This window comes from Sphingomonas sp. MMS24-J13, assembly GCF_044905095.1.
In the GTDB taxonomy this organism is placed as follows: Bacteria; Pseudomonadota; Alphaproteobacteria; order Sphingomonadales; family Sphingomonadaceae; genus Sphingomonas_I.
Window position 1 is genome coordinate 1,590,297 of record NZ_CP173258.1, and the last position, 14,306, is coordinate 1,604,602.

General features: G+C 65.9%; 15 protein-coding genes. 8 read left to right on the forward strand and 7 right to left on the reverse strand.

The window, feature by feature from the left end:
• Nucleotides 1-73 precede the first annotated feature (73 nt).
• Entirely contained in the window at nt 74-2,308 is a 2,235-nt protein-coding gene (locus AB4Z44_RS07490; protein ID WP_404713428.1) for a transferrin receptor-like dimerization domain-containing protein, read from the reverse strand.
• A 216-nt stretch (nt 2,309-2,524) separates the two neighbouring features.
• Here AB4Z44_RS07490 and gpmA point away from each other — a divergent pair, with 216 nt between their 5' ends.
• From gpmA to AB4Z44_RS07525, 7 genes are read left to right on the forward strand one after another with little or no spacing between them, the layout of a single operon-like run.
• Entirely contained in the window at nt 2,525-3,211 is a 687-nt protein-coding gene (gpmA, locus tag AB4Z44_RS07495) for a 2,3-diphosphoglycerate-dependent phosphoglycerate mutase (RefSeq protein WP_404713429.1), read from the forward strand.
• Between the two features lie 11 nt (nt 3,212-3,222).
• Nucleotides 3,223-3,705 carry a 5-(carboxyamino)imidazole ribonucleotide mutase gene (purE, locus tag AB4Z44_RS07500; protein ID WP_404713430.1) on the forward strand — a complete coding sequence of 161 codons (483 nt, stop codon included), beginning with the start codon at nt 3,223-3,225 and terminating at the stop codon, nt 3,703-3,705.
• Nucleotides 3,702-4,757 (forward strand): 5-(carboxyamino)imidazole ribonucleotide synthase, encoded by a 1,056-nt coding sequence (locus AB4Z44_RS07505; protein ID WP_404713431.1) that lies wholly within the window; start codon nt 3,702-3,704, stop codon nt 4,755-4,757. Before purE ends, AB4Z44_RS07505 begins: the two co-directional genes overlap by 4 nt.
• Before the next feature lie 33 nt (nt 4,758-4,790).
• Complete coding sequence (locus tag AB4Z44_RS07510) at nt 4,791-5,714, forward strand: arginase family protein (protein WP_404713432.1); 924 nt, start codon at nt 4,791-4,793, stop codon at nt 5,712-5,714.
• A gap of 17 nt (nt 5,715-5,731) precedes the next feature.
• Entirely contained in the window at nt 5,732-6,586 is an 855-nt protein-coding gene (gene bla, locus AB4Z44_RS07515) for a subclass B3 metallo-beta-lactamase (protein WP_404713433.1), read from the forward strand.
• A 45-nt stretch (nt 6,587-6,631) separates the two neighbouring features.
• Nucleotides 6,632-7,060: a YidH family protein gene (locus tag AB4Z44_RS07520; RefSeq protein ID WP_404713434.1), complete on the forward strand. Its 429-nt coding sequence runs from the start codon at nt 6,632-6,634 to the stop codon at nt 7,058-7,060.
• Entirely contained in the window at nt 7,057-8,832 is a 1,776-nt protein-coding gene (locus AB4Z44_RS07525; protein ID WP_404713435.1) for an SLC13 family permease, read from the forward strand. Before AB4Z44_RS07520 ends, AB4Z44_RS07525 begins: the two co-directional genes overlap by 4 nt.
• 33 nt (nt 8,833-8,865) lie before the next feature.
• Here the strand turns inward: AB4Z44_RS07525 and AB4Z44_RS07530 are convergent, their stop codons facing one another.
• Both AB4Z44_RS07530 and mutS read right to left on the reverse strand, forming a co-directional pair.
• The gene (locus AB4Z44_RS07530) at nt 8,866-9,159 is read right to left on the reverse strand and encodes a hypothetical protein (protein ID WP_404713436.1); all 294 of its coding nucleotides are present in this window, start codon (nt 9,157-9,159) and stop codon (nt 8,866-8,868) included.
• Nucleotides 9,156-11,729: a DNA mismatch repair protein MutS gene (mutS, locus tag AB4Z44_RS07535; RefSeq protein ID WP_404714375.1), complete on the reverse strand. Its 2,574-nt coding sequence runs from the start codon at nt 11,727-11,729 to the stop codon at nt 9,156-9,158. The genes AB4Z44_RS07530 and mutS overlap by 4 nt, the downstream gene beginning before the upstream one ends.
• Before the next feature lie 116 nt (nt 11,730-11,845).
• Between mutS and AB4Z44_RS07540 the strand changes: the two genes are divergently transcribed.
• Nucleotides 11,846-12,046 carry a hypothetical protein gene (locus AB4Z44_RS07540; RefSeq protein ID WP_404713437.1) on the forward strand — a complete coding sequence of 67 codons (201 nt, stop codon included), beginning with the start codon at nt 11,846-11,848 and terminating at the stop codon, nt 12,044-12,046.
• A 30-nt stretch (nt 12,047-12,076) separates the two neighbouring features.
• Here AB4Z44_RS07540 and AB4Z44_RS07545 read toward each other — a convergent pair whose 3' ends face one another.
• From AB4Z44_RS07545 to AB4Z44_RS07560, 4 genes are read right to left on the reverse strand one after another with little or no spacing between them, the layout of a single operon-like run.
• Nucleotides 12,077-12,829 (reverse strand): tyrosine-protein phosphatase, encoded by a 753-nt coding sequence (locus tag AB4Z44_RS07545; protein WP_404713438.1) that lies wholly within the window; start codon nt 12,827-12,829, stop codon nt 12,077-12,079.
• A 52-nt stretch (nt 12,830-12,881) separates the two neighbouring features.
• On the reverse strand, nt 12,882-13,169 hold the full coding sequence (locus AB4Z44_RS07550) for a DUF1244 domain-containing protein (protein ID WP_404713439.1): 288 nt from the start codon (nt 13,167-13,169) through the stop codon (nt 12,882-12,884).
• Nucleotides 13,170-13,228: 59 nt separating this feature from the next.
• Complete coding sequence (locus tag AB4Z44_RS07555) at nt 13,229-13,399, reverse strand: hypothetical protein (RefSeq protein ID WP_404713440.1); 171 nt, start codon at nt 13,397-13,399, stop codon at nt 13,229-13,231.
• Nucleotides 13,400-13,451: 52 nt separating this feature from the next.
• Nucleotides 13,452-14,294 (reverse strand): cytochrome c1, encoded by an 843-nt coding sequence (locus tag AB4Z44_RS07560; RefSeq protein WP_404713441.1) that lies wholly within the window; start codon nt 14,292-14,294, stop codon nt 13,452-13,454.
• Between the last annotated feature and the right edge of the window lie 12 nt (nt 14,295-14,306).

Genomic DNA, 14,306 nt, shown 5'->3' on the forward strand with positions numbered 1-14,306 from the left:
CTCCGGTTGGCGGTCCCTATGGCGAGGGAAGAAACGAAGGGCAACCCAAAGATCCTCCCTCACCCGGGAGGATCTATCTGCTTTCCACCGCAGCTTTCGCCTTTTCCAGCCGGTCGGCATAGGCGTCGATCGCCTTCGCCGTCCGCACCGCATAGGTGTTGGCGTCGTCGAAGCGCCGCTCCTCGATCGCCTCGCGCACGCCCGGAAGCGTCTTCGCGCCATACCCCGTGAAGCGGCCCGGCGCGTAGATCATGTTCTTGAACCAGGGCCGCCCGGGCAGACCGCGTTCATCGAGCAGGAGTTGGTCGATGTCGCGCAACAAGGCGTTGAGCGTCGCCCGGCGCGTCGGATCCAGTGCCGCGCCGCGATCGGCATACGCCTTGTCGAAGCCCGCCGCGGCACGCTTCAGATGATCGACCGCATCCTCGAGCGGGCTCAGATCGACATAAGGCGTCCGCGCTTCGGGAGTCGCGGCAGCAACCGGCCGCAGCGGATCGCTCGCCAGCCGGAAACTGTCGTCCGCCAGCAGCTTGTTGAGCGCACGGTCGGCAGTACGGCGGTCCTCGGCCAGCTTGCGCACCTCGTCGAGATACATGCCGACCGTATCGGCGAAATCACCGAAGCGCGCCGGCGGCGTATCCGAATCCGCCATGCGCAGCACGATGCGGCCGGCCACCTTCGACAAGGCCGCGCCATATTTCAGGCCGGGATCGTCGAAGGTCGTGAAGTGGTGGAAGCTGTCATACAGCGAGTGATAGACGCCGCCCGATTCATTCTCGCCGCCGAAGCCCAGATCCAGCGAGGGAATGCCGAGATGCTGGAGATAGGCGGTGTAATCCGATCCCGATCCCAGCGGCCCCATCGGCATGTCGCCGCCCTTCTCGGCCGCGGCGAGATCGGCCGCGCCCGGCTTGCCGCCATCATAGGCCCGGACGCGAATGCTGGCGCGCTTGCGGGCGAGCAGGTTCACGCCCGTCTGCGGATCGGTCACGTCGGCCGCTGCCTGGTTCGTCATATGCTGGAAGCTGTGGCTGCCCTCGGCACTGAAGAAGCCACGGCCGTTGCCGTCCGAATTGATGTAGATGACCGCCTTCTTCTTGAGTTCGGCGGCATGTTCCTCGGCCCATTCGGTCGAGCCTAGCAAGGCAGGCTCCTCGCCATCCCAGCTCGCATAGACGATCGTGCGCTCGGGCCGCCAGCCCTGGCGCATGAGCGCACCCATCGCCTTCATCTCGGACATCATCGCGACATTGCCGGAGAGCGGATCGGCAGCGCCCATCACCCAGCCGTCATGGTGGTTGCCGCGGATCACCCATTCATCGGGCCTGGTCTTGCCCTTGATCATCGCGATCACGTCATAGATCGGCTTGAGCGACCAGTCCGACTTCACCGCCAGATGCAACTTCACTCCATTATTGCCGCCGGTGTGATAGGTGAAAGGCAAGGCGCCCTGCCAGCCATCGGGCACGGTCCAGCCGCTCAGCCGCGACAAGATCTGGGTAGCGTCCTTGTACGACATCGGCAGGACGGGAATCTTGAGGATCGTCTTGGCCTCTTCGCGTGTCAGCCGCTTGGCATTCGCGGTCGCGCCGATCCCCGGCGTGAGCGGATCGCCGGGGTAGATCGGCATATCCATCACCGATCCGCGCTGCACCGCCTCGGGCGGACGCTGCCCTCCCTTGGGATAGACGTCGTTCTTGGCGTAGCCATCCTGCGCCGGATCCGAATAGATGATGCAGCCGACCGCGCCATGATCCTGCGCGAGCTTGGGCTTGAGCCCGCGCCAACCGACGCCGTAGCGCGCGATCGCGATCTTGCCCTTCACGCTGACGCCGCGCCGTTCGAGCGCCTTATAGTCCTCGGGCATGCCGTAATTGACGTAGACGACGTCCGCAGTGACATCGCCGTCGCCCTGATAGGCGACATAGGGGGGCAGCGCGTCGGGCGCGTTCGACGTGTCGTCGCCGGCCACCGGCGGCTCTTGTCCGCCGAGCTTGATCGTATCGGGCGCGACCAACTCGACGGTGGTCGAAATCGGGGTCGGATAAAGGACCTGAAAGATCTCGATCCGGGCATCCCAGCCCCAGGACTTGAACAGGCCCAGCATATATTCCGCATTGGCCTTATCGTGCGGCGAACCGACATGGTTGGGCGCGGACGCCATCGTCTTGAGCCATTCGATCTGATCGGCCGAGCTGATGTTCGCATCGAAGGTCGCCTCGACCCCCTTCTGCCCCATCGGCTGTTGCGCCAGCGCATTGGCGGTCAGCGCCAGGGCGCATACGCCACCCAGCATCGTCTTGATCATGCTCGAACCCCTTATCTTTGGATGACGCGAGCGTGCGGCAGAGTCCGGCGGCTTGCAACCCGTTGATATGACCGGCCGGAACCCGATTGTGATGGCCACGACACGCCCGGTCGATTGGTTAACGGCGACAAGCCGGACGGCTGCAATTGCGGGTGACGCGTCGGGGATCGATCGCTACAGGGGTGCGCTTCATCCGCCGGGGGAATACCGAACTTCATGCCGACGCTTGTCCTGATCCGCCATGGCCAGTCCGCCTGGAACCTCGAGAATCGCTTCACCGGCTGGTGGGACGTGAACTTGACCGACAAGGGCATTGCCGAAGCCACAGCGGCGGGCGAGCTGATGGCTGCCAAGGGCCTCGATTTCGACATCTGCTTCACCAGCCTGCAGACCCGCGCGATCAAGACGCTCAACCTCGCACTGGAGGCAATGGGCCGGTTGTGGCTGCCGGTGGAGAAGGATTGGCGGCTGAACGAGCGGCATTATGGCGGGCTGACCGGGCTCGACAAGGCCGAGACCGCCGCGAAGCATGGCGACGAGCAGGTCAAGATCTGGCGCCGTTCGTTCGACATCCCACCGCCGGTGCAGGAAGCGGGCGGCCCCTACGATCTCGCCGCCGATCGCCGTTATGCCGGCATCGCCATCCCGAACACCGAAAGCCTGAAAGACACGATCGCCCGCGTCCTGCCTTATTGGGACGGCCGGATCGCGCCCGAGCTCAAGGCCGGCAAACGCGTCGTCATCTCGGCGCACGGCAATTCGCTGCGTGCCCTGGTCAAGCATCTCTCCGGAATTCCCGACGACGAGATCACCGGGCTTGAAATCCCGACCGGCCAGCCGATCGTCTACGAATTGGACGAGGCGCTCGCCCCGACCGATCGTTATTACCTTAGCGAGCGTTGAGAACGCGGGACATGACGCACCCTCTGGTCGGCATCATCATGGGTTCGCGCTCGGACTGGGCGACGATGGGCCATGCCGCCGAGACGCTGCACGCGCTCGGGGTGCCGCACGAGACCAAGGTCGTTTCCGCGCACCGCACGCCCGACCGGCTCTACGATTATGCCAAGAGCGCGGCCGGGCGCGGCCTTCAGGTGATCATCGCCGGCGCCGGCGGCGCGGCGCATCTGCCGGGCATGACCGCCGCCATGACGCGATTGCCCGTGCTCGGCGTGCCCGTACAGTCGAGCACGATGTCGGGGCTCGATAGCTTGCTCTCGATCGTCCAGATGCCGGGAGGCGTGCCCGTAGGCACGCTTGCGATCGGCAAGGCCGGCGCGATCAATGCCGGCCTGCTTGCGGCGCAGATCCTGGCGCTGCAGGATGCGGAACTGGCCGAGAGGGTCGACGCCTGGCGCAAGGCGCAGACCGACGCGATCGACGAATCCCCCGAATGAGCGTTCCCCCAGGATCGACCATCGGCATTTTGGGCGGCGGCCAGCTCGGCCGCATGCTCGCCATCGCCGCCGCCAATCTCGGCTATCGCACCCATGTCTATGCCCCGGGCACGAGCGGCCCGGCGAGCGAGGTGGCGGCGCGCTGGACGCATGGCGCGTTCGAGGATGCCGCCGCGCTGGCAGCGTTCGCCGCGCAGGTCGACGTCATCACCTACGAATTCGAGAATGTCGATGTCGAGGCGATCCGCCATGTCCCCGGCGTGCGCCCCGGCGTGGCCGCGCTGGAAGTGGCCCAGGACCGGCTGGCCGAGAAAAGCTTCGTCCAGCAACTCGGCGGGCGCACCGCGCCCTTCCGGACGGTCGACAGTATCGACGACCTGAAGACGGCTTTGGCGGAGATCGGCGCGCCCGCCATCCTCAAGACCCGCCGCTTCGGCTATGACGGCAAGGGCCAGGCGCGTATCGCCGATGCAGCGCTGGCACGGCAGGCCTGGAGCCTGATCGACGGCAAGCCGGCGGTGCTCGAAGGGTTCGTCGAGTTCGAGGCCGAATTCTCGATCCTGCTGGCACGCGGCATCGAGGGCCAGATCGTGCGTTGGGACGCACCGACCAACCGCCACCGCGATGGTATCCTCGACGTCTCGACGGTACCGGCGGCCGGGCGGGTGCTCGCTCAGGTCGAGGAGGCTGCCGCGCTCGCCACCCGGATCGCGGCCGAACTCCATTATGTCGGCGTGCTGGCCTGCGAGTTCTTCGCCAGTGCCGATGGGCCGGTGTTCAACGAGATGGCGCCGCGCGTCCACAATTCGGGCCACTGGACGATCGAGGGCGCGGTCACCTCACAATTCGAGAACCATATCCGCGCGATCTGCGGGCTTCCGCTGGGATCCACTGCGCTCGTCGGCCGGGGTGCGGAGATGCGCAACCTCATCGGCAGCGATGCCGACGACTGGCCGCAGATCCTTGCCGATCCCGCCGCGCATCTGCACCTCTACGGCAAGCATGAGAGCAAGCCGGGCCGCAAGATGGGGCATGTCACGCGGGTCTGGTAAGGAACCCCGTGTGCGTCGGGGCGTCTCCGCCCCATGGCCATCTCCAAAACTTTCATCGGGTTGCCCGAAGCCGACCTGGATGCGCTCGACGGCGCGAGGGTCGTCGTGCTCGGCGCATCGGAAGCCTCGCCTTATGTGGCGGGCGAGCGCAGCCATTCGGCCGACGGACCGGCAGAATTGCGCAAAGCTTCGGCGCAATTTGCGGGATCGCTCCGCCAATATGATTTCGATCTCCACGCGACGTTGTTCGAATCCGAGGACGATTGGCGCGGTGCGGTTGATGTCGGCGACGTGCCCACCAATGCGTGGGATTCCGTTGGCAACCGCGAGCGCATCACAGCCGCAGTGCGCAAGGTGCTAGCGGCAGGGGCGGTGCCGATCATGCTCGGCGGCGACGACAGCGTGCCGATACCGACGCTCGCCGCGTTCGAAGATCATGGGCCGCTCACGATTCTCCACATCGATGCGCATGTCGATTGGGCCGACGTCATCCGCGGCAACGCCTACGGTTATGGATCCCCGATGCGGCGTGCATCCGAATATCCATGGGTCAAGTCGATGGTGCAGGTCGGCATCCGCGGTCTCGGCTCGGGGGAGAGCTGGCAGCATGCCGATGCGCGTCATTGGGGATCGCGGCTGGTTTCCAGCTACGAATTGCACGATCGCGGGCCAGAGGCGGTGTTGAGCCATATCGAGCCGGGCTCGCGGGTATTCATATCGCTCGATTGCGACGGGATCGATCCCGCCGTCCTTCCCGCGGTCAACATGCCGACTCCCGGCGGACTGACCTATGAGGACATGATCCGGCTGCTGCGCGGGGTGGCGGCCAAAGCCAAGATCGCTGGTCTGGCGCTGGTCGAATATGTCCCCTCGCGCGACGATCGCTACCAACTTTCGGCATTGGTCGCATCGCGCATCGCAGCCGTCACCTTGGGACTTGCGCTCGGGGACGACTAAGCGGCAATCGTTTCGGTATGAAGCCGATTCTAACGCTGCTTTCGGTCTTGCTGGCCGCCCTCCCCCTGCCAGCGTTGGCCGCCGGCGATCCGCCCGCGTGGCGCGAGCCGGCCGAGCCGTTCCGCATCGTCGGCAACATCTTCTACGTCGGATCGAAAGGGCTCGCCGCTTACCTGATCGCGACGCCCGACGGCGCGATTCTGATCGACGGTACGCTCGAGAACAACGTCCCAATGATCGAGCGCAATATCGACAAGCTCGGCTACCGCATGCGCGACGTGAAGATCCTGCTCAACAACCACGCCCATTTCGATCATGCCGAGGGGCTGGCGCATCTCAAGCGCGATAGCGGCGCCAAGATGATTGCCAGCTGGGAGGATGCGCGCGCGCTGGAAAGCGGCACGCCGCCCAGCGACATGGATTATGGTGTCCACAAATTCGTGCCGGTCAAGGTCGACCGCACGATCAAGAATGGGTCGACCGTCAAGCTTGGAGGGGTCGAGCTGAAGGCGGTGCTGACGCCGGGCCATACGCCCGGCTGCACGACCTGGACCATGACGACCGAGGATCGCGGCCGAAAAGTGAAGGTAGCCTTCCTCGGCAGCATCACGGTGGCGGGCAGCAAACTGGTCGGCAACAAGGGCTATCCCGGCGTGGTCAATGGCTTCCGCCTCAGTTTCGCGCGGCTCGACCGCCTTCATGCGGATGTCGTTCTGCCCTTCCATCCCGAACTCAACGACCTGATGGGCCGCGAGGCGGCCCGGCAGGCGGGTAATCTCGACGCGTTCGAACACCCCGGAGAGTTGCAAGCGATCGTCGCCAAGGCGCGTGATGATTTCGAAACGGATCTGATCAGGCAGCGGGGCAAATAACCGGCCGCGCCCGCATCGAATGCCCTATTGCGGCGTTCGGGTGGCATGACAGGGGAAAAAGCCGCCGCGCAGGCGCATGTCGAACTCGCCAAAAGCGCGCAGCAGCTCGAGCAAAGCGCCGAAGTCCAGAGCGATAGCGCCGATCGTCGTACCGAACTTGCCGCCGACCGTACCGTCCTTGCCGCCGAGCGGACCTATGCGGCGTGGGTCCGCACCGGGCTGGCGGCGCTGGCATCGGGTGTCGGCGCACGCGCGCTGCTCGACAAGATCGTGGCGGACTGGCTGATTGAGCTGACCGGCAGCGTTCTGATCCTCTTTTCCGCTTTCTGCTATTTCGCAGCGGTGTGGCGGCAGATGACCAAAGTGTCCCCGCCCCGCCCCGGCACGCGCCGGCTGCCGCCATGGCTGCTGGTTGCGGTCAATGCCTTCCTCGTCTGCGTCAGCCTCGCGGCACTCGTCGGGATCTGGCTTTGAACGCCCCACAGGCGCTCGCTTTCGCGATCATCGGGGGTGCGATCCTGGCCTTTGCGTGGGGGCGGTTCCGCTACGATCTGGTCGCGCTCGTCGCATTGCTGATCGGTATCGCCACCGGCGATGTGCCGATCAAGCACGCTTTCACCGGCTTCACCTCCGAAGTCGTCATTATCATCGCATCGGCCTTGATCGTGAGTGCGGCGATTGCGCGATCGGGCCTGATCGAACTGGCGGTGAGCCCGCTGATCGCGCGGCTGAAAAAGCCATCGACGCAGGTGCCGGTCCTGGCCAGCGCTACGGCCATCCTGTCGATGCTTACCAAGAATGTCGGCGCGTTGGCCATCCTGATGCCGGTGGCGCTCCGCGTCTCGCGCAATACCGAAACCTCGGCCTCGTCGCTGCTGATGCCGATGTCGTTCATGTCGCTGCTCGGCGGGCTGGTGACCTTGGTGGGAACATCGACCAACATCATCGTCAGCCAGGTGCGCGAAGAGACGCTGGGCAAGCCGTTCCAGATGTTCGATTTCGCGCCGGTCGGACTGCTGCTGACCGGCCTGGGATTGGTCTTCGTGAGCTTCGGCTGGCGCCTGCTGCCCCGCGACCGGCGCGGGCGTAGCGGCATGAGCGATGCCAATGCCGATGCCGCTTTCTCGACCGAGGCGAAGGTGCCGGCCGAGCTCCCACCCGAGCTCAGGACGATCGGCGATCTCAATCTCGGCAAGGACGACGTGAAGATCCGCGCCGTGATCGGTGTCGATGGCGCGCGCCAGATGGCGCTGCCCGATGTTCTGCTGGTCCCCGGCAGCAGCCTGGTGCTGGAGGGCGGCGACGAAGCGCTCGACCGCTTCTTCGGCCGCGTGCCATTGGTGCCAGCGCGTGCCGAGAACCACGTCGAAAAGGGCGAAGCGAGCGAGGAACTGCGCAGCATCGAGGCGGTGGTGACGCCCGATTCGATCCTCGTCGGCCAATCCGCCGAGCGGATGCGGCTGCAGGACCGCTACGGCGTCCAGTTGCTCGCCATCCGCCGCAACCGGGCGCAGTTGAGCGAGCGGCTGCGCGACGTGAAGATGCGTGCCGGCGATGTGCTGGTGCTGCGAGCCGGCGAGCGCGCGCTGCCGGAAATTGTCGCCAATCTCGATCTGCTCCCGCTCGCCGAACGATCGGTACGCTTCGGCGACCGGCGGCGGCGCTTTCTGCCGGCGATCATCCTCGCCGTCGCGATGCTGCTGCTCGTGCTGAAGATCATCCCGGTCGTGACCGCCTTCTTCGGTGCAGCGGTGATGATGGTCGTGGTCGGCGCACTCTCGATGCGCGAGGCCTATGGTTCGCTCGAACCCGAAGTGCTGATCCTGATCGGCGCGCTGACGCCGCTGAGCGAAGCGGTGCAACGGACCGGTGGTACCGATCTCGTCTCGCATCTGCTGATCGGGCTGCTCCACGGCATTCCCGGCCTGTTGGCGCTGGGCTCGATCATGCTGGCCGCGATGGCCTGCTCGCCCTTTCTGCACAACGCCCCGACGGTGCTTATCTTGGGACCGATCGCGGTGGGGGTCGCCAAGGGGCTCGGCCTCAGTCCGGATCCCTTCCTGATGGCGGTCGCGATCGGATCGGGTTGCGATTTCCTCACGCCGATCGGTCATCAATGCAACACGCTTGTGATGGGACCGGGTGGCTATCGCTTCGGGGATTACTGGAAGCTGGGTCTGCCTCTGTCGCTCCTCGTCATCGCGATCGGCACGCCGCTCATCGCCTGGATGTGGCCGATGCTCTGACGCCTCGACGGCCATCCACGGAAATGCGTGGCGCTAACGGCTCTCGATCGCCAGCACGACGATCGCCGAAATCAACGCCAGCAATCCCATCAGGAAGATGCGGTCCGCCCATTTCTCGCCATGCCCGCGGCGCGTCGTGTCGTCGCGCAGCGCCAGATAGGACAGGAAGCAACTCGTCGCGAGACTGATTGCGGCGAACCAGGCAATCTCGTCGGCGATGCTGTTGCGCGCGGCATGGCTGACGTTCAGGCCGGCGATGATCACCAGCGAGATGCCCAGCAGGTTCGATGCCGCGTTGAGGATGTGCGGCGTGCGCTCCTGGCTCATTGCGATGCCAAAGCCTTGAGGCGATATATCGCGTCGAGTGCCTCTCGCGGGCTGAGCGCGTCGGCATCGATCGCGCCGAGCGCCTCGCGCAGCGCGTCGGGCCGCGCCTCCTCCGCTTGCGCAGCCGCGGCAAACAGCGGCAGATCGTCGAGCCCCGCGGCAAGCCCGCCGGTCGCGGCACGCCCCGCTTCCAGCCGCTTGAGCACTTCCTTGGCCCGCCCGATCACCGCGGGCGAAAGACCGGCGAGACGCCCGACCGCGAGGCCGTAGCTGCGATCGGCCGGGCCGGACGCCACTTCGTGCAGCAGTACCAGATCGCCCTTCCACTCGCGGGCGCGAACATTGTGCAGCGAGAGCGCGTCGAGCCGCTCGGCCAGCCGGGTCAGTTCGTGATAATGGGTCGCGAACAGACAGCGGCAACGGTTGATGTCATGCACCGCCTCGACCACCGCCCAGGCGATGGCGAGCCCATCATAGGTCGACGTGCCGCGCCCGACCTCGTCGAGGATGACGAAGCTCCGCTCGGTCGCCTGCGCCAGGATCGCCGCCGTCTCCACCATCTCGACCATGAAGGTCGATCGGCCGCGTGCGAGATTGTCCGACGCGCCGACCCGGCTGAACAGGCGATCGCACAGGCCGAGCTTCGCGCTGGCGGCAGGCACGAAGCTGCCGGCCTGGGCGAGGATCAGGATCGCCGCGTTCTGGCGCAGGAAGGTCGATTTGCCGCCCATGTTAGGGCCGGTGACGAGCCACAGCCGATCATGCGGCCCGAGTTGGCAATCGTTGGCGACGAAACGGCCGCCCGTCGCCGCGACCGCACTTTCGACGACCGGGTGGCGCCCCTCGATTATCTCGAGGCAGGGTTGCTCGACCAGGGCCGGGCGGCACCATCCCCCCTCGGCCGCGCGCTCGGCCAACCCGCTCGCGACATCGAGCCGCGCCAGCGCATCGGCGGTCGCGGCAATCTCGCGCGCACGGCCCAACGCCTGCTCGATCAGATCCTCCAGATGCGCCGCCTCGGCCGCGAGCCCGTGCGCGCCGGCTTGACCGACGGTCAGCGCCTGTTCGTGCAGTTCGGGCGCATTGAAGCGGACGACGCCCGCAAGTGTCTGGCGGTGGGTGAAGCCGCTGTCGGCGCGCATCAGCGGATCGGCCGCTTTGGCGGGCACCTCGACATGGTAGCCGAGCACATTGTTATGACGGATCTTGAGCTGGCCGATACCGGTCGAAGCGCGATAGCGTGCCTCCAGCGCGGCAATCTCGCGCCGCCCTTCGCCGCCGCGTGCGCGCAACGCGTCGAGCGCCTCGTCATAACCTTCGGCGATATAGCCGCCCTGGCTCGCATCGATCGGCGGTGTCGCCACCAGCGCACGCTGCAGCCGCTCGACCAGTTCGCCATGGCCGAGGAAGGCGGGCAGCAGCGCATCGAGCAAAGCCGGATGCGGGTCGAGCTGATCGAGCATGCCATGCAGCCGCTGTGCCTGATCCAGCCCGTCGCGGAGCTGACCAAGATCGCGCGGACTGCCTCGCCCCGCGGCCAGTCGCCCAAGCGCGCGGCCGATATCGGGCAAGGCGCGCAATATGCCGCGCAGCCGTGCACGCAGATCGCCATCGTCGTGGAGCCAGCCGACCAGATCGAGGCGATCGTCGATCATCGCCCGATCGGTCAGCGGCGCCGCCAGATCGAGCCCGAGCAGGCGCGCGCCGGCACCCGTGACGGTGCGATCGAGCGCGTCGAGCAGGCTGCCCCTGCGCCCGCCGCCGCTCGCCTGAACGATTTCAAGGCTTTCGCGCGTCGCCGCATCGATCATCATGTGATCGGCGGCGACGCGGCGCACCGGCGGTGCCAGGAACGGCAAGGCCCCCTGCCCGGCGCGGGCGAGATAGACGAGCAGCCCGCCCGCCGCACACAATTCGGCGCGGCCGAAGCCACCCCAGCCGTCGAGCGTGGCAACGCCGAACATGCCCTTGAGCGTCTTCTCCGCGGCGACACTGTCGAACCCCGCGGCGGTGGTCACGGCGACCCCGGCCGGCGCTTCGAAACCTTCGGGCGCGATCACCTCGGCCGCATTGAGCCGCGCCAGTTCGGCATCCAGCATATGCGGCGGCACCGCCGCGATCTCGAATTGCCCGGTCGAGATATCGGCCGCCGCCAGCGCCAATTGGCCGCCGGCGTTCGCAACCGCGACCAGCCAGTTTGCGGCGCGCGCGTCGAGCAGGACCTCTTCCGTCAGCGTGCCGGGGGTGACGATGCGGACGATCCCGCGCGCGACCAGCGCCTTGCTGCCGCCCCGCTTCTTCGCCTGCTCCGGCGTCTCGGTCTGCTCGGCGATGGCAACCCGGTGGCCGCCCTTGATCAGCCGCGCCAGATAGACCTCATGGCTGTGCGCGGGCACGCCGCACATCGGTATCGCATTGCCGCCATGCTCGCCGCGCGCCGTGAGCGCGATATCGAGCGTCGCCGATGCCGCCTTCGCATCGTCGAAGAACAGTTCGAAGAAATCGCCCATCCGATAGAAGAGCAAGCAATCGGGCACCTGCGCCTTGAGCGCGTGATATTGCGCCATCATCGGGGTGGGTTCGGCGGTCATTATGTGCGGTCGATACAGGCTAAGCGCGCCAGGGGAAGCCGATTTTCAAGGGCCGCGTGCTTGACCCCGCGTTCGGCGGGGGCAGCTTTGCCAGCATGAGCGAACCATCCGGAACGACGCTGACGGTCGAATTCACCGCAGAGCAGATCGAAGCGATCGATCAGTGGATCGACCGCTCCCAAGAGCCGAAGCCGAGCCGCGAGGAGGCGGTACGCCAGCTCGTTGCCGGTCGCCTCGGGGCGCACGGACCGAATACGATGATGCCCAATTTCACGACCGGACGGGATATCGTTTGATCTCGTCTACAGCGCTCGCCTCGCAGAAGACTAGACCACCAAAGCGGCGCGCAGCGCCTCGCGCCGCTCCGGGGTCACCCCCAACACCGCCTCGGCATAGCCTTCGACGCTGCCGTACCGCAGCGCCATCTCGTCGAACGCCGCCTCCAGATAACTCGCCTCGACCCCGAAGAAGGCTCGCAGCGCCGCATCGCTGAGTGCGCCGTAATTTTCATACAGCCAATCCGCTTCGATCTCGATCCGTCGATCGAGCAAGGCGCGATCGTTCGAGCGAAGATAATCCTCGACCAGATCGTCATGATGGACGCCCGTGAGGCGGTGCACCAGCGCGACGCCCACCCCCGTCCGGTCCTTACCGGCGAAGCAATGCACCATGCTGCCGCCCGGGCGCTCGGTCAGCGCTTGCAGATAGAGCCGATACGTCCCCGCCAGCGCCGGCATGAACGGCAGCATCCGGTAGATCGCCTGCATCCGCGCATCGAGTGCGGTCTTGTCGTGCGGATCGACCGACGGCCCGACATGCTCGACCGTCTCGCCGGGCGCGAACACCACCTCGGCGGCAAAGCCCGGATGGCGCTGGCAGGGATAGGTGGCGCGCTCGCTGTCGCCGCGCAGGTCGATGATCGTCCCCACGTCATGGCGCGCGAAAAGCTCGAGATCCGCCGGAGTGGCCTGACCATGTTGGCCCGAGCGATAGAGCCGTCCGCTGACAAGCCGGCCCCCTGCGGCGGGATAGCCACCATAATCGCGGAAGTTAAGGATGCTTTCGAAACCCATCGTCATGCCTTCCCCTTCGCGCGGGTCTAACGCAGGGGCAAGCGCGCGAATCGCGGCGTCAGGGGTTGAGCTTCAAGCTCGCTTCCATCCGTGCGAGTTGTTCGGCGCTGGCCGGTTGCTGATGGTTCGCCTTCCACTCGGCATAAGGCATGCCATAGACATATTCGCGCCCCTCGGCGCTCGTGATCGCGCCGTGCGACGCGTCGGCGAGCCAGTCGCCCAGACAGTTCCGGCAGAAACCGGCCAGTCCCATCAGATCGACATTCTGCGCGTCGGTACGATGCTGGAGGTGCGCCACGAGGCGGCGGAAGGCGGCGGCGGCGGTGGCGTCATCGATCTCGGGCATAAGGGCGATGTAGTGTGGCGCGCAGCATGTTCAAATGCTCGGGCATGAGAGATTTTAGATTACGGCCAGGTCCAGATGAGGACATTGCCGAGCAGCACGGCCGCGGCCAGCAGCATGAGCACGCCACGCATGGTCTCGCCGCGCTTCGCCAGGGTCCAGGCGCCGCCGCCGGCAAGCGCGAAGACCGCAAGCATCGCGATAGCGGAAATGGTCGGATCGGCAGCGTGCACGGCGTCTCACGAAAAAGCCCGGCGAAGTATCACTCCGCCGGGCTCTCCCTTATCAATGCTTCTTGCCGTGCCAGACTGCCTTGTAGGCCCCGAAGGACAGCAAGGTGCCGATGAGCAGGTAAATCATCACCGCGATACCGGTGCGGTGGCGATTTTCCAGCTTGGGCTCCGCCGCCCACATCAGGAATGCGGAGACGTCCTTCGCCATCTGATCGACCGTCGCCTTGGTGCCATCCGAATAGGTCACCTGGCCGTCGGCAACCAGCGGCTGCGGCATCGCGAAGTTCAGGTTCGCGAAGTACGGATTGTAGTGCAGCCCCGTCGGCGTCTTGGCGTCGGGGAACTTCTTGAGAAGTTCGGCCGGCTGCTCGTGATAGCCGGTCAGGATCGAGTAGATATAATGCGGGCCGCCCTCACGCGCCTTGGCGAGCAACGACATGTCCGGCGGCAACGCATTGTTGTTGGCAGCGCGCGCGGCGGTCTCGTTGGCGTAGGTCGAGGGGATATAATCGCTCGGGATCGCCTTGCGGGTCGTGGCTTCGCCGGTGTCCGGGTTGATCGAGGGAACCTCGGTCGCCCAGCCCTTCGCGATCGCCTTCACCTCGGGCTTGCTGAAGCCGATCTCTTCGAAGTCGCGGAACGCCACCAGCTTCATGCTGTGACAGGCCGAGCAGACCTCCTTGTAGACCTGGAAGCCGCGCTGGAGCTGCTGATGGTCATATTTGCCGAACGGGCCGTCGAAGGAGAAGTGAACCTCCTTCGGCTTGAGATGATACACCTCGGTGGCGGTTTCGGGCGACGCGTCGTGCGGCGAGGTGATGAAGCCCCAGGCCAGCGCCAAGATGAAGCCCAACCCGATGATCGGGGCGATGATGGGTCCGAAGAAGCGGAGCATGATCTTTTATAT

Excerpts from the sequence above, each read along its gene's own strand:
- purE (WP_404713430.1), top strand. The coding sequence starts at position 3,223 with ATGACGCACCCTCTGGTCGGCATCATCATGGGTTCGCGCTCGGACTGG.
- AB4Z44_RS07510 (WP_404713432.1), top strand. The coding sequence starts at position 4,791 with ATGGCCATCTCCAAAACTTTCATCGGGTTGCCCGAAGCCGACCTGGAT.
- mutS (WP_404714375.1), bottom strand. The coding sequence starts at position 11,729 with ATGATGGCGCAATATCACGCGCTCAAGGCGCAGGTGCCCGATTGCTTG.
- AB4Z44_RS07540 (WP_404713437.1), top strand. The coding sequence starts at position 11,846 with ATGAGCGAACCATCCGGAACGACGCTGACGGTCGAATTCACCGCAGAG.
- AB4Z44_RS07490 (WP_404713428.1), bottom strand. The coding sequence starts at position 2,308 with ATGATCAAGACGATGCTGGGTGGCGTATGCGCCCTGGCGCTGACCGCC.
- gpmA (WP_404713429.1), top strand. The coding sequence starts at position 2,525 with ATGCCGACGCTTGTCCTGATCCGCCATGGCCAGTCCGCCTGGAACCTC.
- AB4Z44_RS07560 (WP_404713441.1), bottom strand. The coding sequence starts at position 14,294 with ATGCTCCGCTTCTTCGGACCCATCATCGCCCCGATCATCGGGTTGGGC.
- AB4Z44_RS07550 (WP_404713439.1), bottom strand. The coding sequence starts at position 13,169 with ATGCCCGAGATCGATGACGCCACCGCCGCCGCCGCCTTCCGCCGCCTC.
- AB4Z44_RS07530 (WP_404713436.1), bottom strand. The coding sequence starts at position 9,159 with ATGAGCCAGGAGCGCACGCCGCACATCCTCAACGCGGCATCGAACCTG.
- AB4Z44_RS07545 (WP_404713438.1), bottom strand. The coding sequence starts at position 12,829 with ATGACGATGGGTTTCGAAAGCATCCTTAACTTCCGCGATTATGGTGGC.
- AB4Z44_RS07520 (WP_404713434.1), top strand. The coding sequence starts at position 6,632 with ATGACAGGGGAAAAAGCCGCCGCGCAGGCGCATGTCGAACTCGCCAAA.
- bla (WP_404713433.1), top strand. The coding sequence starts at position 5,732 with ATGAAGCCGATTCTAACGCTGCTTTCGGTCTTGCTGGCCGCCCTCCCC.
- AB4Z44_RS07505 (WP_404713431.1), top strand. The coding sequence starts at position 3,702 with ATGAGCGTTCCCCCAGGATCGACCATCGGCATTTTGGGCGGCGGCCAG.